The 19874-nt window shown below is 61.4% G+C and carries 14 protein-coding genes and 1 tRNA gene; 7 read left to right on the forward strand and 8 right to left on the reverse strand.

The genetic code is table 11. The features are described 5' to 3' along the window. Positions 1 to 31: 31 nt before the first annotated feature. The 3 genes from Q9451_RS29385 to Q9451_RS29395 all read left to right on the forward strand — a co-directional run bounded on the left by Q9451_RS29385 (position 32) and on the right by Q9451_RS29395 (position 875). Positions 32 to 280 carry a hypothetical protein gene (locus Q9451_RS29385; protein WP_012270080.1) on the forward strand — a complete coding sequence of 83 codons (249 nt, stop codon included), beginning with the start codon at positions 32 to 34 and terminating at the stop codon, positions 278 to 280. Positions 281 to 378: 98 nt separating this feature from the next. Beyond that, a tRNA-Thr gene (locus Q9451_RS29390) sits at positions 379 to 454 on the forward strand. 214 nt (positions 455 to 668) lie between these two features. Next, positions 669 to 875, forward strand: coding sequence for a DUF3079 domain-containing protein (locus Q9451_RS29395; protein ID WP_012270079.1), 207 nt, complete (start codon positions 669 to 671; stop codon positions 873 to 875). 61 nt (positions 876 to 936) lie between these two features. On the opposite strand, the gene Q9451_RS29400 is transcribed toward Q9451_RS29395, so the two are convergent. After that, positions 937 to 3234: a TonB-dependent siderophore receptor gene (locus Q9451_RS29400; RefSeq protein WP_012270078.1), complete on the reverse strand. Its 2298-nt coding sequence runs from the start codon at positions 3232 to 3234 to the stop codon at positions 937 to 939. Between the two features lie 140 nt (positions 3235 to 3374). Between Q9451_RS29400 and Q9451_RS29405 the strand changes: the two genes are divergently transcribed. The 3 genes from Q9451_RS29405 to Q9451_RS29415 all read left to right on the forward strand — a co-directional run bounded on the left by Q9451_RS29405 (position 3375) and on the right by Q9451_RS29415 (position 7247). Continuing rightward, the gene (locus tag Q9451_RS29405; protein WP_012270077.1) at positions 3375 to 4097 is read left to right on the forward strand and encodes a response regulator; all 723 of its coding nucleotides are present in this window, start codon (positions 3375 to 3377) and stop codon (positions 4095 to 4097) included. A gap of 1 nt (position 4098) precedes the next feature. Beyond that, positions 4099 to 5466 carry an ATP-binding protein gene (locus Q9451_RS29410; RefSeq protein WP_012270076.1) on the forward strand — a complete coding sequence of 456 codons (1368 nt, stop codon included), beginning with the start codon at positions 4099 to 4101 and terminating at the stop codon, positions 5464 to 5466. A gap of 113 nt (positions 5467 to 5579) precedes the next feature. Then, a complete protein-coding gene (locus Q9451_RS29415) occupies positions 5580 to 7247 on the forward strand; it encodes an FMN-binding glutamate synthase family protein (protein WP_012270075.1) in 1668 nt (555 codons plus the stop codon). Positions 7248 to 7277: 30 nt separating this feature from the next. Here Q9451_RS29415 and Q9451_RS29420 read toward each other — a convergent pair whose 3' ends face one another. Continuing rightward, entirely contained in the window at positions 7278 to 8597 is a 1320-nt protein-coding gene (locus Q9451_RS29420; protein ID WP_012270074.1) for an OprD family porin, read from the reverse strand. Positions 8598 to 9101: 504 nt separating this feature from the next. On the opposite strand from Q9451_RS29420, the gene Q9451_RS29425 reads away from it, so the two are divergent. Next, entirely contained in the window at positions 9102 to 11198 is a 2097-nt protein-coding gene (locus tag Q9451_RS29425) for a TonB-dependent siderophore receptor (RefSeq protein ID WP_012270073.1), read from the forward strand. Between the two features lie 71 nt (positions 11199 to 11269). Here the strand turns inward: Q9451_RS29425 and Q9451_RS29430 are convergent, their stop codons facing one another. The 6 genes from Q9451_RS29430 to Q9451_RS29455 form a co-directional block, all read right to left on the reverse strand. Continuing rightward, on the reverse strand, positions 11270 to 11467 hold the full coding sequence (locus tag Q9451_RS29430; protein ID WP_012270072.1) for a hypothetical protein: 198 nt from the start codon (positions 11465 to 11467) through the stop codon (positions 11270 to 11272). 206 nt (positions 11468 to 11673) lie between these two features. After that, complete coding sequence (ltrA, locus tag Q9451_RS29435) at positions 11674 to 13095, reverse strand: group II intron reverse transcriptase/maturase (protein ID WP_024718247.1); 1422 nt, start codon at positions 13093 to 13095, stop codon at positions 11674 to 11676. Between the two features lie 498 nt (positions 13096 to 13593). Beyond that, a complete protein-coding gene (ltrA, locus tag Q9451_RS29440) occupies positions 13594 to 15015 on the reverse strand; it encodes a group II intron reverse transcriptase/maturase (protein ID WP_024718247.1) in 1422 nt (473 codons plus the stop codon). Between the two features lie 494 nt (positions 15016 to 15509). After that, entirely contained in the window at positions 15510 to 16106 is a 597-nt protein-coding gene (locus tag Q9451_RS29445) for a DUF924 family protein (RefSeq protein WP_012274594.1), read from the reverse strand. Positions 16107 to 16109: 3 nt separating this feature from the next. Then, a complete protein-coding gene (locus Q9451_RS29450) occupies positions 16110 to 17120 on the reverse strand; it encodes a class 1 fructose-bisphosphatase (protein WP_012274595.1) in 1011 nt (336 codons plus the stop codon). A 256-nt stretch (positions 17121 to 17376) separates the two neighbouring features. Then, on the reverse strand, positions 17377 to 19827 hold the full coding sequence (locus Q9451_RS29455) for a glycogen/starch/alpha-glucan phosphorylase (protein WP_012274596.1): 2451 nt from the start codon (positions 19825 to 19827) through the stop codon (positions 17377 to 17379). Positions 19828 to 19874 lie beyond the last annotated feature (47 nt).

A 19874-nucleotide genomic window follows, 5' to 3' on the forward strand; every position in this document is an offset into this window, starting at 1 on the left:
AACCGACAATGGACCAACGGACTTGACCATCGTGACCCGAGCCACCCCCCTCGCCCTGTTGACCTTCGCTCTGGCCCTGACCGGCTGCACCAACGGCACCGCGCCCCACGCCAACAGCAACCTGGGCTGGAACCACCCCGGCATGCAGCTGGGCGGTGATAACGGCCTGCCCCTGCGCACCGAAAGCCCTTGCCGCAAACGCGGCTGCGACAATGACAAGCTGTTCTTCAACCCAGGCAAAAGCGAGCCAAGCGTCAACACCATCCACCGCGGCTGGTAAGAAAATTCTCCTTTTGGGCCGGTAACTTAGGTCTTTTGCGAACAATCGCAAGGAAGTGGTTTACAGGCGCCAAACGATCGCTATAATGACGCCCCATTGCCGGTATAGCTCAGATGGTAGAGCAACTGACTTGTAATCAGTAGGTCCCGGGTTCGATTCCTGGTGCCGGCACCATACGCAGTATCAAAAAGGCTCACCGAAAGGTGGGCCTCTTTTGTTTGTACCGTTTTTCTTTGAATACCCACATCAAACACCCTGCAGTCGCCAAAAGACTGCAGCCTTCCCCCTCAGCGTGCTCGTGCAATTACTGCAGCGTTTGATTTCGATCAAGCTCCCTGCAGCCATGAGGCATAGCCTGTTTTCAGGCAGCCCTTGAGGGAAGCACCCCATGGCCAAGAAATTCCCCACAAACCCCAGCCATCCCGAGCGTATCTGCTGGGGCTGCGACCTCTACTGCCCAGCCAAAGCCCTAGCCTGTGGCAACGGTGCAGATCGAACAATGCATCCGATAGAGCTGTTTGGCGAGGATTGGGAGAGCTTGGAGGGCCGGCTGGAGAAGCCGGTTGTTCGGGGGCAAGAGGCAGAGCCCGGGTGAAGAAGGGCCGCTGCGCGGCCCATCGCGACACAAGGCCGCTCCTACACTTGACCGTGCCTGATCAGAAGGCAGTGCTGACAGTCAGCGAAAGGTTACGCGGGTCGCCATAGATTGCCCCGGCGTAGAACCCGTACTGGGTGTAGTAGTGCTTGTCGAACAGGTTGTTGGCGTTGAGGCTGACGCTGGTGTCGTCGGTCAGCTGGTACTTGGCCATGGCATTCCAGATGGCATAACCGGACCAGTTCACGTCAGTGGCACCATTGCTCACGCCATTGGTGGGCTGACCTGCCGGGCTGGAAATGGCGCGAATGTTGGTTTGCGCGGTCACGCCTGCGCCCAGGGTGAGGCGGTCGAGCGGGCCGCTCAGGCGGTAGGTGGTCGAGGCCTTGAACAGGTGCGACGGGTCGCTGCGACCGTCGCTGTCGACGCGGCGGAAATGCAGATAGGTGTAGCCGGCATACACGTTCCAGTTGGGGCTCAGGGCACCCGCGACTTCCAGGTCGATACCGTCGGTTTCCTGCCCGGAACCGGCCTTGTAGGCATTGCCACCGGTCGGGGTGGTCAGGTCGCCATCCAGCACGGCCTTGTTTTCCTGCTTGGTGCGGAAGTACGCCGCCGAGGCGTTCAACCGGCCATCGAACCACTCACCTTTGATGCCGGTCTCGTAGCTTTGCCCGCGAATCGGCTCGACCTTGCTGCCGCTGCTGGTTTCAGAAGTTTGCGGTGTGAAGATGTCGGTGTAGCTGGCATACACCGAGTAATTCTCGTTGAGGTCGTACACCGCACCCAGGTAAGGGGTGACGATGCCGTTCTCTTCCTGGCTGCTGCGCACGCCGGCCACGCTACGGGTAACGGACGAGTAGTTGCTGGTGCGCACGCCGACGATCACCGACAGCGGGTCGGTGATGCTCAGGCGGGTGGCGGCGTACATGCCCTGCAGGCGGGTGGTGGTCTTGCTGTGGCGGCCGGTGCGCGAGGCGAGGATGTCGTAGTCGTCATCCACTCCATTGCGCCAGTCGGTCAGCGGGAAGCCGTTGTTGGCGCGAAACTGGCAGCCCAAAGCAGGCGCACTGGCCATGCCGTCACCGACCATGGTGCAGGAGTATTCCGGCGACCAGCTCACCGTGCGGCTGTCGTTGTAGCCAACCATGGCCTGGTGGGTACGGCCGAACAACTGGAACGGACCGGACAGGTCGATTTGCGCCGATTGCTGGGTGGTGTCGCTGGAGCTGTGCAGGCCATTGAGCACGGCGCCGCTGCCATTCTGGTCCCAGTAGCCGCCGTAGCTGCCACGGCCCGCCGAGTTGACCTTCGCCAGGCCACGGTGGTTCAGGGCTTCGGTAGTGGCCTGGGCGCCTTTCAGGTCCAGGGTCCAGTCGTTGTCGAAGCGGTGCTCCAACGAGCCGAACGCAGTGCGGGTGGTGTACTCGCCAAAGCTCCAGCTGGGCACCACGTTGGTGCTACGTGGCAGGTCGGTCTTGCTGCCGTCGCGGTACCACAGCGGGATGTTCGCCCCCCAGCCGCCACCAACCACCTTGTTGTACTCGTACTGGTAGCCAGCGCCGAGGGTAGTCGCCTCGTCCAGGTCGAATTCGAAGTTGGCCAGCGCGGCGCGGGAGCGCTCGGACTGGTTGTCGCGGAACGAGTTGGCGTCTTGCTGGGTCATCACGAAGCGCGAGCGCAGCCGGCCGTCTTCGGACAATGGCAGGTTTAGGTCGGCACCCAGACGGCGTTTGTCCCAGCTGCCGTAGGTGGCATAGGCGCTGCCACCAAAGGTCTTGGTCGGTGCCTTGCGGATCAGGTTGACGGTGGCCGACGGGTCGCCGGTGCCGCCCAGCAGACCGTTGGCGCCGCGCACGATGTCGATGCGCTCGTACAGGTCCATGTTCAGCGCATTGCCGCTGCCGCTGAAGTCAGAGCCGCCCTGGGTCTGCAGGCCATCGACCTTCCAGTTGCTGATCGAGTAACCACGGGCACGGTAGTCGGTACGCCCACCCACTTCGGACTTGTTGGCCGTTACCCCCGGCGTGGTTTGCAGCGCCTGCTCGATGGTGTGGATGTCGCGGTCATCCATCTGCTGACGGGTGATGGTGGTGACCGATTGTGGCGTCTGTCGCGGCGTCAGATCGAGGCCGGTGGAGCTGCGAGTGCGCTCGACCGTGTAGCCCAACTGGCCGGCATCGTCGGCTGGCAGTAACGCGCTGTCTTCGATCTGCGTGGCATCCAGCTCCAGGGGTTTACCGTCGGCAGCCATGGCGCCACCGCTGATGGCAACGGCAACGAAGAAGGCCAGCGGCTTGAGACGACTGCCACTTGGGCTGCTGGGGGTGAAGACTTTCGGGGTGCTCATAGGATTCATTTGGGAAGACTTCGTATTTGCAGATGATTTTTTGTTAGGATTCTAGGGACCGGCCCTCCGGGCTCCAGACCCGACATGTACGGGGATGTAATTGAACGTAATGAGCGCCACCGGCCCTCACCGAACAGGTGTTTTTCCGCATGAGCACGACCTTGCTGGTTGTCGATGATGACGACGAGATCCGCGAACTTCTTTGCGATTACCTGAAAGATGCCGGCTATAACGTGTTAGCTGCGGCCGACGGTGAACAGATGCGCGAGCAGCTGGCCCGGCAAAAAGTGGAGCTGGTGGTGCTCGACTTGATGCTGCCTGGCGAGGACGGTCTGAGCCTGTGCCGTCAGCTGCAGGCCACACCTGGGCTGGCGGTGATCATGCTGTCGGCCAAAGGCAGCACGCTGGACCGCATCATCGGCCTGGAGGTGGGTGCCGACGACTACCTGGCCAAGCCCTTCGAGCCACGCGAGCTGATCGCCCGGATCAAGGCCGTGCTGCGTCGCCCGCAACGCCTGGACGCACAGGCCGAAGAGCCCGCCGTGATGGATGCGCAGCTGTTCGCCGGGTTTCGCCTGGAACACGTAAAGCGCCTGCTGACTCGGCCCGATGGCGAGACCCTGACCCTGCCGCGCTCCGACTACCGCGTACTGCGTGAACTGCTGGAAGCCAACAACCGCGTGGTCTCCCGCGACCAGCTGACGCGCAGTGCGTTCGGCCGCGACCACCTGCCCGACGACCGCTCGGTTGACATGTGCGTCAGCCGCCTGCGTCAGCAACTGCGCCGTGCACCGGCGGGGGCCGCGCAAATCCTAACCATCCGCAACGAAGGCTACCTGCTGAGCATCGCCAGCCACGAGGCCGATGCCTGACATGCGCTGGCTTCGCCGGCTGTGGCCACGCACCTTGTTTGGTCAGTTGCTGCTGATCATGGTCAGCGGCACGCTGGTGATTCAGTTGATGTCGAGCAGCATCTGGTTCGATGTGCGTTTCGCCCAGGTGCTCGAGGCGCCCGTACGGCTGGTCGCTGCGCGCAGCGCTCCACTGATTGCCCAGGCCGACTGCCACGGCGGCATGCTGCAGCCGCCAGCCCATTACCAGCTACGCTGCGCCGAAAGTCTGCCCACGCCGGAGCATGACGAGCGCCGCGGGCGCAGGCGCATCGAGCTGTTGCTGCAGCAGGCCCTCAAGTACGAGCTGGGGCATGCCCAGGACGTGCGCCTGATGAAGGTGCAACTGACCGATGAACTGGGCCAGCCGATCGTCTGGCGCAGCTTGTTCGGCCTGCGCACGGCCCAGGCGCATATCCAGTTCGCGGTGCCGTTGGCCGATGGTCACTGGCTGACCGTCGATGGCCAGGAACTGCAGGGTTGGAGCGGCGAGTCGGCTTGGGTGCTGATCAGCGACTACCTGTTGCGGGTGTACGCCCTGCGGATTGTCGCGGTATTGCTGGTATGCCTGATTGCCGTGCGCCTGTGCCTGCGCCCGCTGCGTCGCCTGGCTGATGCCGCACGCGGCCTGGGCGCTAACCTCGAGCAACCGCCCTTGGCGCTGGATGGCCCGGAGGAAGTGCGTCAGGCGGCGCAAGCGTTCAACGCCATGCAGCAGCGGCTGATAGCCATGGTCAACGACAAAGCCTACTTCCTGGCTGCCGTATCACACGACCTGCGCACACCACTGACCCGAATGCGCCTGCGCCTGGAGCGCCTGCCCGACGACGAACACCGCCAACGCCTGCGGCAGAACATCACACAGATGGACGACATGATCGGCCAGGTCCTCGATTACCTGCGTGCGGGGGAACAGCAGAATTTGCAGCAGGTGGACCTGGACCGGCTGGTGGCGCGCCAGTGTGCGGACCTGGCCTGCGCCGAGGAACCACTGCCAGTACACGGCCAGGCAGGCAGCTTGCGGGTGGATGCCCTGCTGTTGCAGCGTTGCCTGCAAAATTTGTTGGTGAATGCGTTGCGCTATGCCCAAGACATTTCGGTCACGCTGGAGCGAGCGAGCACAGGGGTATTCATCCATATCGACGACCGTGGGCCGGGGATCGCGCCCGCGCTGCTGACGACCATTACCGACCCGTTCGTGCGCGGCGAAGGCTCGCGTAACCAGGCCTCGGGAGGGTATGGGCTGGGGTTGAGCATTGCCCAGCGGATTGCAACCAGCCATGGCGGTGAGCTGATGCTGTCGAACCGTGAGGGCGGTGGATTGCGGGTCAGCATACTGCTCCCCATCTGACGGCGAGCGCTCTGGCATACGCAATCAGGTAATAGTCTTTTACCAATTCCCCAGGTTTTCCCTGCCCCGCCTTTGCCTATCCTATGCCCGGTCATCCTGCCTGCGATGGACCCATGAAACACTCTCTGCCCAGCCGCTACGCCTGCCTCGCGCTCTGCCTTGTCTTCAGCTTCGCCAGCCTACCGCTGCTCGCCCAACATGCCTGGCTGTGGCCAGTAACGCTGATCACCGCATTGCTTAGCCTGGTCGGCCTGAACGACCTGCGACAAAGTCACCACGCGGTACGCCGCAACTACCCGATCCTCGGCAACATCCGCTACCTGATCGAAACTATCCGCCCGGAAATCCGCCAGTACCTGATCGAGGGTGACGACGACAAGCTGCCGTTTTCCCGGTCGCAGCGCTCGCTGGTCTACGCACGGGCCAAGAACGAAAGTGCCGAGAAAGCCTTCGGCACACTGAACGATGCCTACAAGCCCGGTTTCGAATTCATCAGCCATTCGATGCTGCCAGTGGCTACGCCAGACCCGGCATCGTTTCGCATTGCCATCGGTGGGCCGCAATGCCGCCTGCCCTATTCGGCCTCGATCTTCAACATTTCGGCCATGAGCTTCGGTGCCCTCAGTGCCAACGCCATCGCCGCGCTCAACCGCGGCGCACGCATGGGCCGGTTTGCCCATGACACCGGCGAAGGCAGCATCAGCCCGTATCACCGTGAACACGGCGGCGACCTGATCTGGGAAATCGGCAGCGGCTACTTCGGCTGCCGCACCGAGGACGGTCGCTTCGACCCACAGCGCTTTGCCGAACAGGCCAAGTCGCCACAAGTGAAGATGATTGAAATCAAGCTCAGCCAGGGCGCCAAACCAGGCCACGGCGGCATTTTGCCGGGGCACAAGGTCAGCCCTGAAATTGCCCAGACCCGCGGCGTGCGCGCAGGTGAGGACTGCATCTCGCCGGCAGCGCACAGCGCCTTCCGCACACCAGTCGAGTTGCTGCAGTTCGTGGCCAGCCTGCGCAAGCTGTCGGGCGGCAAACCTGTAGGCTTCAAGTTCTGCCTGGGCCACCCGTGGGAGTTCATGGGCATTGCCAAGGCCATGCTCGCCACCGGCATCACCCCGGACTTCATCGTCGTCGATGGCAAGGAAGGCGGTACCGGCGCGGCACCACGCGAATTCAGCGACAACATGGGCGTGCCGATGCGCGAAGGCCTGATGTTCGTGCACAACACCCTGGTTGGCCTGAACCTGCGCTCGAGCATTCGCATTGGCGCAGCAGGCAAGATCGTCAGCGCCTTCGACATTGCCAGCGTGTTGGCCATCGGCGCTGACTGGGTCAACTCGGCACGCGGCTTCATGTTCGCCATTGGCTGCATTCAGTCGCAAAGCTGCCATACCAACAAGTGCCCGACCGGCGTGGCCACGCAAGACCCACTGCGCCAGCGCGCCCTGGTAGTGCCGGACAAGGCCGAGCGGGTGGCCAGCTTCCACCGCAACACCCTGCACACCCTGGCCGAGATGCTGGCTGCCGCGGGCCTGGAGCACCCTTCGGAGCTCAAGCCCAAGCACCTGGCACGGCGTATCAGCCCCAGCGAGATCGGGTTGTTTTCAGACTTGCACACCTTCCTCAAGCCGGGCGAATTGCTCAGCGGCTCGATCGAAAGCGAGTTTTATGCACGGATGTGGCGTATGGCGCGTAGCGACAGTTTTGCACCGGAAACCGCAGATGCAACACCGGCTCCGGCAGTAACCTTGCGCCGAAAAGAAACAGCCCCGGCATAGGCCAGGGCTGTTGGGTACATCACATCAGCATCAGAAGATGCTGATCGGGTACTCGACGAATACGCGGACTTCGTTGCCGTCGTCGTTGTAACCGTTCTGCTGCACGGCGTTGTTGGTACGCACGAACGAGCTACGCAGCTTGATGGACAGGTCCTTGGCCGGGCCGTCCTGCACCACGTAACGGATCTGGTTGAAGATCTCGCGCTCTTTACCTTCGCCAAAGCCCTGCGGGTTGGCAACGTTGCGGGTGTTGATGTTGTCACCCACCACGTAGGCCAGCTTGTAGGTCAGGCCCGGAATGCCGTAGGCACCGAAGTCCAGGCCGTAGCCCAGCTGCCAGGAGCGCTCGTCTTCGGCATTGAAGTCGGACCAGTACGAGTTGGCCAGGTAGATGGTCGAACCACCGTCACCCACGCCACCGGCGTTCTGGTAGAAGCCGTAGTTGTAGCCAGTGCTGCCGGTGCTGCGCTGGTGAGCGAGGGTGAACGAGTGGGCACCGTACGCGTAGGTGGCGGCCAGGCTCCAGATGGTGTTGGAGTCGCCGTTCAGGCCAGCGGCTTGTACGTACTTGTGGTCGATGTCCGACTTGTAGCCGTTGAAGTCCAGGGTCAGGGACTGGTCGCTGGCGATCGGGAAGACGTAGTTCAAGCCCAGGTAGTGCTTCTTCATCACGTCTTCGTTGTCGGCGGTGTACAGCGAAGCGGTGAAGTTGTCGGTGAACTTGTAGCTACCACCGAAGACGTTGATCGACTTCAGGCCACCGCTATCACGCCCCTCTGCGCTCTTGCGCGCTTCCTGGGTGAAACGACCGGCGTTCAGTTCCAGGCCCTGGATTTCTTTGGAAGTGATCAGGGTACCGGTGAAGCTTTCTGGCAGCAGACGTGCATCGTCGTACTGCAGCACAGGCAGTGCTGGCATCTGGTCACCGTATTTCAGCACGGTGTTGGAGATGCGGAATTTCACTGCAGCACCACCACGGGCCAGGTTGTGCGGCGAGCTGGCGTTGCCTTCGGCGTTGGTGGTTTCGTGCGGTTTGAAGAAGTCGACGCCGCCGCCACCGTTGTGGCCTTTGCCGCCATCGAGGCGCACCGCGTACAGGCCGAATGCGTCGACACCGACGCCGACGGTGCCTTGGGTGAAGCCGGAGGAGAAGTTGGCGATGAACGCCTGGCCCCATTCGATCTGGTCGTCGGTGCCGTGCTTCTTGTCACGGTTGATGTAGGCGTTGCGCAGGAGGACGTTGGCGTGGCTGTCCTCGATGAAGCCCTTGCTGTCGGCCTGTTCATTGGCCTGTGCCTGGGTCGCGGCGATCATCGCCAAGGCGACCAGGCTGATCCTGGTTTTCAACATGTTGTTTTCCTTATTTCTTAATCAAAAACGCTCTGCAATATGACGCCAGGAACCAACGCCCCTTCGTAGGTTCGACGCTATGCGGATCCAGCCGGGCGGGCCAACCGGTAATACACGGCGGCCCTTGGCAGCAGCTTGGCCAAGATCATGGCCAGCAGGCGTTGGCCGAATCCTAGCCGTGTGCGATTACAAATGTCAAAAAATCGTGAAATGCAGGTTGATATAACCAAAATCACCGGTGAGCCTGGTGCATTTCCATACAGGTTTGCGCTATCAGCGGGCATTTTATCTTGTGTGGGAAAAAGCCTTTTGATCGTACGGACAACTTCCCGTGGAGCCGTTTTCACAGCACAAGGTTGCCCCAACAGGCAAAGTCGCTGCGATCAGGGATGTTACAAACAGACACATATGTAAAGACAAGCCTTTACAAATACCCAAGCAAGAGTAAATAGCAAGCATTACCATTCGCGCCTTTCTTTTCACCTGCCCGGTCCGGATGTGCCCATGCTTGTACCCTGCCGCCTTTCACCCCTGACGCTTGGCCTGTCGCTGCTGTTCAGCGTCGACCTGGCGAGTGCCGCCACCACCACGCTGCCAGAGTCGTCGATTACCGCCGACAGCGAGCGCGAGAAGGACAACCCACGGGTCAAGGAGGTAAGCACCGCCACCCGCACCTCGACGCCGGTGCGCTATGTCCCCCAGGCCATCGACACGGTGAAGACCGTCAACGTGCTGGATTACGGCAGCAACACCTTGGGCAAGGCGCTGGAGGGCATCCCCAACGTCAGCAGCGGCGCCGATACCCGCTTCGACAGTGTGCGCATCCGCGGCTTCGAGGCCAGCAACGACTTTTACCTGGACGGCATTCGTGACGACAGCCAGTACATCCGCGACCTGCACAACATCGAGCGGGTCGAGGTGCTGAAGGGGCCTGCGGCGGTGCTATACGGCCGTGGCAGCCAGGGCGGTATCGTCAACCGGGTCAGCAAGGCACCGGAGCCGGGCCGACGCTCGACCCTCGAAGCGCAGGCCGGCAGTGAAGACCTGCGCAGCCTGTATGCCGACCTCAGCGCCGACCCCAGCGACACCGTCAGCCTGCGCCTGAACATGGGCAACCAGGACAACAACAGCTTCCGCGATGGTGTTCACGGCAGCCGCCAACTGTTCGCCCCGTCGATCAGCTGGCAGATCAACCCCGACCTGAACTGGCTGGTGCAATACGAATACAGCCGTTACAACCGCACACCCGACCGGGGTATCCCCGGGGTCAACGGCCGCCCGGCCGACGTGAGCCGCGGCAACACCTACGGTGACCCGCGCGACTATATCGATGATCACGCCCAGTCCCTGCGCTCACGCCTGAACTACCAGCTGAACGAAACCTGGCAGCTGCGCCATACCCTGGGCCTGTTCAAGCTCGACAGTGAGTTCGACAACACCTATGTCGTCGGCTACAACGCCGGCACCAACACCGTGACCCGCCAGCGTTGGCAGCAGGACCTCAACACCCGCAACCTATTCAATAACCTGGAGGCCGAGGGCGACTTCGACACCCTGGGGTTGGAACACAAGCTGCTTGTAGGCCTGGAGTTCGGTAATCAGCGGCGTGACCCTCTGCTGTACACCGCCTTGCCTGTTGCGAAGGGTGGCCAGGCGGTTCCAGGCCTGGACCTGAACAACCCCGACCGCAGCCAGCAGCACAATGGCCCTATGACGGTGTCGAGTGACAACCACACCGTGGTCGATAGCCGTGGCCTTTACCTGCAGGACCAGATCCGCCTGAACGATCAGTGGCAGATCCTTGCTGGGGTACGCTTCGACCAATTCGATGTGCAAACCACCAACAAAGATGGCGTGCGCGAACCACAGGACAGCAACAGCACCAGCCCGCGCCTGGGCGTGGTCTACACGCCGTGGCGCGACCATTCGTTCTACGCTTCGTGGAGCAAGACCTTTTCGCCGGTGGGCGGCGGCCTGATCGGCATCACTCCAGATGCGCCGGGCAACGGCAACGACGCCAAGCCGGAAGAAACCCGTCAAAAGGAAATCGGCGTGAAGAGCGACTGGCTCGACCAGCGCCTGACCACCACCTTGGCCATTTACGAGCTGGAGCTGTACAACCGCCGCACCCGCGACCCGCTGATCCCGGAAAACATTTTGCTCAGCGGCCTGCAGCGTTCGCGCGGCATCGAGCTGACCGCCACCGGCAATATCGTTGGCAACTGGTATGTACGCGGCGGCATCGGCCTGCAGGACGCCATCATCGTCAAGGACAACAACGGCCAGGAAGGCAACCGCATCAATGACGTGGCCAAGCGCAACGGCAGCTTGTTCGTGACCTGGAAGCCAGAGCTGGGCTGGTACGCTGAAACCGGCCTGACGTTGGTGGGTGAACGTTATGCGGACAACCAGAACACCACGGTATTGCCGGGGTATGGCCGTTGGGATGCATTGGCGGGGTACCGCACCCATGACTGGGATGTACGGGCGGCGCTGAGCAACATTGCCGACAAGACCTACTACAGCTCAGCGACCAGTGCGGCGCAGATTCAGGTAGGGGACCCGCGTAGCCTGGTGGTGACGGGTAGCTACAGCTTCTGATCTTGGTTGACTGCACCGGCCTCTTCGCGGGCATGTCCGCGAAGAGGCCGGTGCAGGTAGAACCGATTCGATCAGTGCCACACCGCCATCAGCGCCTGCATTTCTGCTTCGCTGATCAGCCCCTGGGGGTATCGCCCGGCAAGCAGACGTCGTGGGTCGGTCGTCCTGACCCTGATGCTTCCATGGTGTTTCAACCACTTCGCCACAACCCTGAGCGATTGGTGATTCACTGCCGATGGGCGCAAAGCCGACTCACTTGCTACGTTCATGTCCACACGTACTCCCTGGCCCGTGAGCGGCTAATTTACGTAAGTATTGTTACAGATCAGATACCCCGGCCTGGCCAAGCTATCTATTTGAAAAACAATACAAAACATATGCCAGTCCAGGCCCCGGACGTCGCCATCGAGTAGGAGGCGGCTTCACAGCCGCCGTCCTCTCACACCACCGTGCGTACGGTTCCGTACACGGCGGTTCAGGTTATACGGCTAAGCCGGTTTATCGTATCCAGTATCGAGACCAGTCCGAACCTATCCCATAGCCTCTTCGGTAGCGCCTGATTCACATGAGATGCTCCCGAGTTCCACCACGGGCCTCGGCCATTAAAGGCCGATTTACAGGCACGTTCTTCGCTCAGGCCCAGGCGCATCAGGTTGCGCGCCCTCGTTGAGGGCCGTTTCCATTGACGCCAGATGACGCAGCGAAGTTTATGCCTGACCCAACCATCCAATTTCTCAAGTGGGCGTTTGCTCTGGCTGAGCTTGAAGTAGCCAGCCCAGCCTCGCAGGACAGGGTTGATTCGCTCAATGACAGTCGCCACTTTGCGGGCCCTTACACTGCGTAGCAATATTCTGAGTCGGTCGCGTAAGCGCCCCAGGCTCATCGTTGCCACACGCAGCCTTGGTTGCTGGTGCCTGCTCATCCCGTAACCCAAGTAGTCACACTTCCAAGCCCCTGCTACTTGGCTCTTCTTCCGGTTCACCGTCAGTTTCAAACGATGGCACAGGAAGCGCTCGATACTGGCCAACACCCGCTCGCCCGCCCGAGGACTGCGCACATAAATGTTCGCATCATCGGCGTAGCGCACGAAGCGATGACCCCGCCGTTCCAATTCGCGGTCGAGCTCATCCAGAAGGATATTCGACAGCAACGGCGAGAGTGGGCCGCCTTGCGGTGTCCCCTCTTGCCGTTGGCTGACGATACCGCCCGACATGGCCCCAGCTTCAAGGTAGCGGCGGATGAGCCTAAGCACTCGCTTGTCTTCGACGCGACGCTGCAAGCAGGCCATCAGGATGTCGTGGTTGACCCGATCAAAGAACTTTTCCAGATCAAGCTCCACGCACCAGCGATGCCCCGCCGCCACATGGGAGCGGGCCAGTTCAACGGCTTGGTGAGCGCTTTTGCCCGGACGAAAACCGTAGCTGTAGTCCGAAAACAGCGGATCGAAGAGTAGCGTGAGTTGTTGCTGTAATGCTTGCTGGATCAGGCGATCCACGACGGTGGGGATTCCCAGTTGCCGTGTGCCGCCCTGCGGCTTGGGAATTTCAACCGCTCGCACTGCTTGGGGATGGTATTCACCGGCCAGCAACCTGGCCTTGAGGGTTGGCCAATACTGTTTCACGTAGCCCGCCAAGTCAGCGACCGTCATGCCATCGGCACCCGGAGCCCCCTTGTTGCTAACCACGCGTTGATACGCACGCCTGAGGTTGGCCGGTGCAAGCACCCGCTCCATCAGCGTGTCCGGCTCCGCGTTCGTCCACGTCGCTGACGCCGCCGGCACCTTTGCACTGTCAGGCATCACCCTCGGCTTCTGGCCGGGATTCGGAGTGACAGATTCCGTTGTAGGAAATTTCTGCATTACGGCTACCAACGAGACAGTGACGCCTACTGGCGGCATAACCTGTTCGGCCCTTGGTGGCGCGGTTAACCGCCACTTACTACGGCCTCGGCTGACTTCTGCACGCTCGTCCCGTCGCCTCTCGACGCTCGGTAGCACAGTGGCAAACGTGCAGATCTCCCAGGGTAATTCGCGTGACCTTCCTGCTTATGCCTGTCGGATTTACGTCACAGCGTCCCGTGCAAGTACTGGGCTTTGACGATTTGGGCCGCCTCACCCCGCTGTGCCGCCTCTATCCGCTTCCTGTTCGTCAGGCCAGCAGTTTGCCTCGGGCTTCCTTCAGATTCGCGGTCGCCCACGACACCCTTGCCTCTGGCTAACACTTCCCCTTGCCGGGTGTGTAGAGGACTTTCACCTCCAAGTCACCCGCTTTGGCCACCACAACCAAGCGGGTTGCGCTACGCGCAACGCGCCATGCCTGGCGCACATCGAGTAGGAGGCGGCTTCACAGCCGCCGTCCTCTCACACCACCGTGCGTACGGTTCCGTACACGGCGGTTCAGGTTATACGGCTAAGCCGGTTTATCGTATCCAGTATCGAGACCAGTCCGAACCTATCCCATAGCCTCTTCGGTAGCGCCTGATTCACATGAGATGCTCCCGAGTTCCACCACGGGCCTCGGCCATTAAAGGCCGATTTACAGGCACGTTCTTCGCTCAGGCCCAGGCGCATCAGGTTGCGCGCCCTCGTTGAGGGCCGTTTCCATTGACGCCAGATGACGCAGCGAAGTTTATGCCTGACCCAACCATCCAATTTCTCAAGTGGGCGTTTGCTCTGGCTGAGCTTGAAGTAGCCAGCCCAGCCTCGCAGGACAGGGTTGATTCGCTCAATGACAGTCGCCACTTTGCGGGCCCTTACACTGCGTAGCAATATTCTGAGTCGGTCGCGTAAGCGCCCCAGGCTCATCGTTGCCACACGCAGCCTTGGTTGCTGGTGCCTGCTCATCCCGTAACCCAAGTAGTCACACTTCCAAGCCCCTGCTACTTGGCTCTTCTTCCGGTTCACCGTCAGTTTCAAACGATGGCACAGGAAGCGCTCGATACTGGCCAACACCCGCTCGCCCGCCCGAGGACTGCGCACATAAATGTTCGCATCATCGGCGTAGCGCACGAAGCGATGACCCCGCCGTTCCAATTCGCGGTCGAGCTCATCCAGAAGGATATTCGACAGCAACGGCGAGAGTGGGCCGCCTTGCGGTGTCCCCTCTTGCCGTTGGCTGACGATACCGCCCGACATGGCCCCAGCTTCAAGGTAGCGGCGGATGAGCCTAAGCACTCGCTTGTCTTCGACGCGACGCTGCAAGCAGGCCATCAGGATGTCGTGGTTGACCCGATCAAAGAACTTTTCCAGATCAAGCTCCACGCACCAGCGATGCCCCGCCGCCACATGGGAGCGGGCCAGTTCAACGGCTTGGTGAGCGCTTTTGCCCGGACGAAAACCGTAGCTGTAGTCCGAAAACAGCGGATCGAAGAGTAGCGTGAGTTGTTGCTGTAATGCTTGCTGGATCAGGCGATCCACGACGGTGGGGATTCCCAGTTGCCGTGTGCCGCCCTGCGGCTTGGGAATTTCAACCGCTCGCACTGCTTGGGGATGGTATTCACCGGCCAGCAACCTGGCCTTGAGGGTTGGCCAATACTGTTTCACGTAGCCCGCCAAGTCAGCGACCGTCATGCCATCGGCACCCGGAGCCCCCTTGTTGCTAACCACGCGTTGATACGCACGCCTGAGGTTGGCCGGTGCAAGCACCCGCTCCATCAGCGTGTCCGGCTCCGCGTTCGTCCACGTCGCTGACGCCGCCGGCACCTTTGCACTGTCAGGCATCACCCTCGGCTTCTGGCCGGGATTCGGAGTGACAGATTCCGTTGTAGGAAATTTCTGCATTACGGCTACCAACGAGACAGTGACGCCTACTGGCGGCATAACCTGTTCGGCCCTTGGTGGCGCGGTTAACCGCCACTTACTACGGCCTCGGCTGACTTCTGCACGCTCGTCCCGTCGCCTCTCGACGCTCGGTAGCACAGTGGCAAACGTGCAGATCTCCCAGGGTAATTCGCGTGACCTTCCTGCTTATGCCTGTCGGATTTACGTCACAGCGTCCCGTGCAAGTACTGGGCTTTGACGATTTGGGCCGCCTCACCCCGCTGTGCCGCCTCTATCCGCTTCCTGTTCGTCAGGCCAGCAGTTTGCCTCGGGCTTCCTTCAGATTCGCGGTCGCCCACGACACCCTTGCCTCTGGCTAACACTTCCCCTTGCCGGGTGTGTAGAGGACTTTCACCTCCAAGTCACCCGCTTTGGCCACCACAACCAAGCGGGTTGCGCTACGCGCAACGCGCCATGCCTGGCGCACCCAATAAAAAGGCCGCCCTGAGGGCGGCCTTGCATCGCGATGGCCTGCGCAGCAGGCCCTTCGGGCATCAGAACCTGGAACCAGGCTCCAGCAAAAAGTCCATCTCTTCGCTGGTACTCGGTCGCTCCAGCACCAGGTTGCGGTGCGGGAAACGCCCGAACCGGGCAATGACTCGCTGGTGCTGCTCGGCATAGTCGAGGAAGCCTTCGAACAGCCGGCGGGTAGCCTCTGGCTGCTCATCCAGCAGCATCTGATAGCGCTCGACACACAAGTTCTGCCAGTCCAGCACCTCGGCATGCTCCAGCACCAGCAGTACGAACACCCGCTGGATGGGCAACAGTTGATAGTCCCAGCCCTTCTGCAGCCCCTGCATGGCCACCACCTGGGCACGCCGGTCGCCCTCGAAGGCGCGCGGCGTGTCGCGGTAAATCATGCGCGGCAGCTGGTCCAGCAAGATCAGCAGGCCCAGCCAGCCCTGCGGGCTTTGCTGCCACTCGTCGAGCCCGCCCGCCAGGGCCTGCTCGACCAGGTCGCCAAACAGCGCATGGGCGTCGGCATCATGATGCTTGCCGAACCACAGCGTGCTCTTCTCGTCAGCCACGGCCTGGGCACTGGTGCCCCAACCGAACCACCACTCCAGCAACGGCTGCCAAGGTGCGAGCATGACTTACTCCTTGTGGTAGGCGGTGACGCGCTCGACCTCTTCCTTCGAGCCAAGGATCACCGACACGCGCTGGTGCAGGCTTTCTGGCTTGATGTCGAGGATGCGATCGTAACCGTTGGTGGAAGCGCCGCCGGCCTGTTCGATGATGAACGACATCGGGTTGGCTTCGTACATCAGGCGCAGCTTGCCCGGTTTGCTTGGCTCGCGGGCATCACGTGGGTACATGAACAGGCCGCCACGGGTCAGGATGCGGTGCACGTCGGCTACCATCGAGGCAATCCAGCGCATGTTGTAGTTCTTCTTCAGCGGGCCGGTTTCACCTGCCAGCAGTTCGCCAACGTAGCGTTGTACCGGGGCTTCCCAGTGACGCTGGTTGGACATGTTGATAGCGAACTCGGCGGTGGTGGCCGGCACCTGGATGTTTTCGTGAGTCAGTACGAAGCTGCCCAGCTCACGGTCCAGGGTAAAGCCCTTGACGCCGTTGCCCAGGGTCAGGATCAGCATGGTCTGCGGGCCGTAGATGGCATAGCCGGCGGCAACCTGCTCGGTGCCTGGCTGCAGGAAGGCTTCTTCGTTGAGGCTTTCGTTCTGGCTCAGGTACTGGTTAGGGCAACGCAGCACCGAGAAGATGGTGCCGACCGATACGTTGACGTCGATGTTCGACGAGCCGTCCAGTGGGTCGAAGACCAGCAAGTAGGCGCCTTTCGGGTACTTGCCCGGGATCTGGTAGGCGTTGTCCATTTCTTCGGACGCCATGCCGGCCAGGTGGCCGCCCCACTCGTTGGCTTCCAGCAGGATGTCGTTGGAAATCACGTCCAGTTTCTTCTGGACTTCGCCCTGCACGTTTTCAGTGCCCATGCTGCCCAGCACGCCGCCAAGGGCGCCTTTGGAGACGTGATGGCTGATTTCCTTGCACGCACGCGCCACCACTTCGATCAGGAAGCGCAGATCGGCAGGGGTATTGTTGCTGCGGGTCTGCTCAATCAGATAGCGACTCAGGGTAACGCGGGACATGTATGGCTCCGAATGGATGGGGGAGATAAAAAACCCCCGCAGTTTACAGGGAGAGTGGCGGGCTAGCGAGTGATGAGACTCGCCACGGCTCTCAGACGGCACAATAGGTCGGTAGTTCAGCCTTCGCCAGGCCGGTGGTCGGAGTGAGGGCCATTCGCGGGTGAACCCGCTCCCACAAGGATCTACACAGGCCTTGCAGCTGTAGATTTCCCTGTGGGAGCGGGTTTACCCGCGAAGAGGTCAGCACAGGCTTACATCAATCCAGAGCCTTCCAGATCTCGTTGGCATATTCGCGAATGGTCCGGTCCGACGAGAACCAACCCATCCGCGCGGTGTTCAGCACCGCCATGCGCCACCATTCCTGCGGCGTGTGCCACAGGTCTTCGACCCGTCGCTGGGCATCCCAGTAGGCATCGAAATCGGCGCATACGAGGAAACGATCGTAGGCCACCAGGCCATCGATCAACCCGGTGTAGCGTGACGGGTCGTCTGACGAGAACACGCCGCTGCGAATGGCCTGCAACACATCGCTCAAGCGGCTGGAGGCGGCTATGGCGGCATTGGCACCAAAATCACCGGCCCGCTTGCGTGCCTCGACCTGCTGCGCGGTCAGGCCGAAGATGAACATATTGTCGGCCCCTACCTGCTCGCACATCTCTACGTTGGCGCCATCCAAGGTGCCGATGGTCAGCGCGCCATTGAGGCCGAACTTCATGTTGCTGGTGCCAGAGGCCTCGTAACCGGCGGTGGAAATCTGTTCGGAAAGGTCCGCCGCCGGAATGATGCTTTCGGCCAGGCTGACGTTGTAGTTAGGCAGGAATACCACCTTCAGCAAGCCGCGCACGGTCGGGTCGTTGTTCACCACCCGGGCGATGTCGTTGGCCAGCTTTATGATCAGCTTGGCCTGATGGTAACTGGCCGCAGCCTTGCCAGCGAAGATCTTCACCCGCGGCACCCAATTGGTGCCTGGGTCATTGCGCATGGCCTGGTACAGCGCAACGGTGTGCAGGAGGTTCAGCAGCTGGCGCTTGTACTCGTGAATGCGTTTGACCTGCACGTCAAACAGCGCCTCGGGGTTGACCGTAACGCCAATGCGGTCCTGGATGATGCTGGCCAGGGCGCGTTTGCTGTGCAGGCGCTGGGCCGCGAACTGCTTGCGGAAACCGGCTTTGTCGGCGAACGGCACCAGGCCGGCCAGAAGCGCCTCCGGGTCGTCCTTGAGTTCCGGGCCAAGCGCCTCGACCAGCATCTCGGTCAGCTGAGGGTTGGACTGGTACAACCAGCGGCGGAAGGTAATGCCATTGGTCTTGTTGTTGATCCGTTGCGGGTAGAGCTTGTGCAGTTCGGAAAACACCGTGCTCTTCATCAGCTTGCTGTGCAGCGCCGACACGCCGTTGACGCTGTGCGAGCCAAGAAACGCCAGGTTACCCATGCGCACCCGACGGCCGTTGTCTTCTTCGATCAACGACACCGCGCGCAGCACGTCGAAATCGTGCAGGCCTTTGGCCCGTAAGGCATCGATATGGAAGGCATTGATCAGGTAGATGATCTGCATGTGCCGCGGCAGCATGCGCTCCATCAACGCTACCGGCCAGGTTTCCAGGGCTTCGGGCAACAGGGTGTGGTTGGTGTAGGCGAGCGTACCGACGGTCAGCTCCCAGGCCTTTTCCCAAGGCACTTCGTGCTGATCCACCAGTAACCGCATCAACTCCGCCACGGCAATCGAGGGGTGGGTGTCGTTGAGCTGGATGGCCGCCGCATCGGGCAGGTTGAGCAGGTCCTTGTGCATGTTCAGGTGACGGCGCAGCAAGTCCTGCAGCGAAGCCGACACAAAGAAATACTCCTGGCGCAGGCGCAACTCCTGACCGGCCTCGGTACTGTCAGCCGGGTACAGCACACGCGAGATGCTCTCGGCACGCGCCACTTCGGCCACCGCCCCCAGATGGTCACCGGCGTTGAAACGCTCCAAGTGCAGCTCTTCCAACGCCCGTGCACGCCACAAGCGCAGGGTATTGACGCTGGCTCCGCGCCAGCCGACCACCGGCGTATCGTAAGCCACCGCCCGCACCGTTTCACCGGGCGACCATACCTGGCGCGGGGTACCGCTGGCATCGTGCACGGTTTCGACACTGCCGCCGAAGCTGATCGGGTAGATCACCTCGGCGCGTTCGAACTCCCAGGGGTTGCCGAAATCCAGCCAGTTTTCAGTCTGCTCCTGCTGCCAGCCATCGACCACCGCCTGCCGGAACAGCCCGTGCTCGTAGCGGATGCCGTAGCCATGGGCAGCGATACCCAAGGTAGACATGCTCTCCATGAAGCATGCAGCCAATCGGCCCAAGCCACCATTGCCCAACGCAGCATCCGGCTCAAGCAGACGAATACGTTCAAGGTCCACATCCAGCCCTTCCAGCGCATCGCGCGCAATGTCCAACAAGCCCAAGTTGCTCAGGCTGTCGTACAGCAGGCGGCCGATGAGGAATTCCAGGGAAAGGTAGTAGACCCGTTTCTGGCTGCGCCGATAGGCCTGACGCGTGTGATCCATCCAGTGATCGACCATGTGATCGCGCGCAGCCAGGGCAATGGCTTCGAACCAGTCATGGTCGAAGGCGTGCTCCGGGTCCTTGCCGACCGCGTAGGTCAGCTTGTTCAGTACAGCAGCGCGAAAATCCGCGACTTCGGCGTCACGAGCTTTAGGTTCCTGGGACATGCGGCATCCTCGGGCAAGTTGACGAAAGCGGAGGGAGATTGATGAGA

The sequence above is a fragment of the Pseudomonas sp. NY8896 genome, from assembly GCF_039634505.1.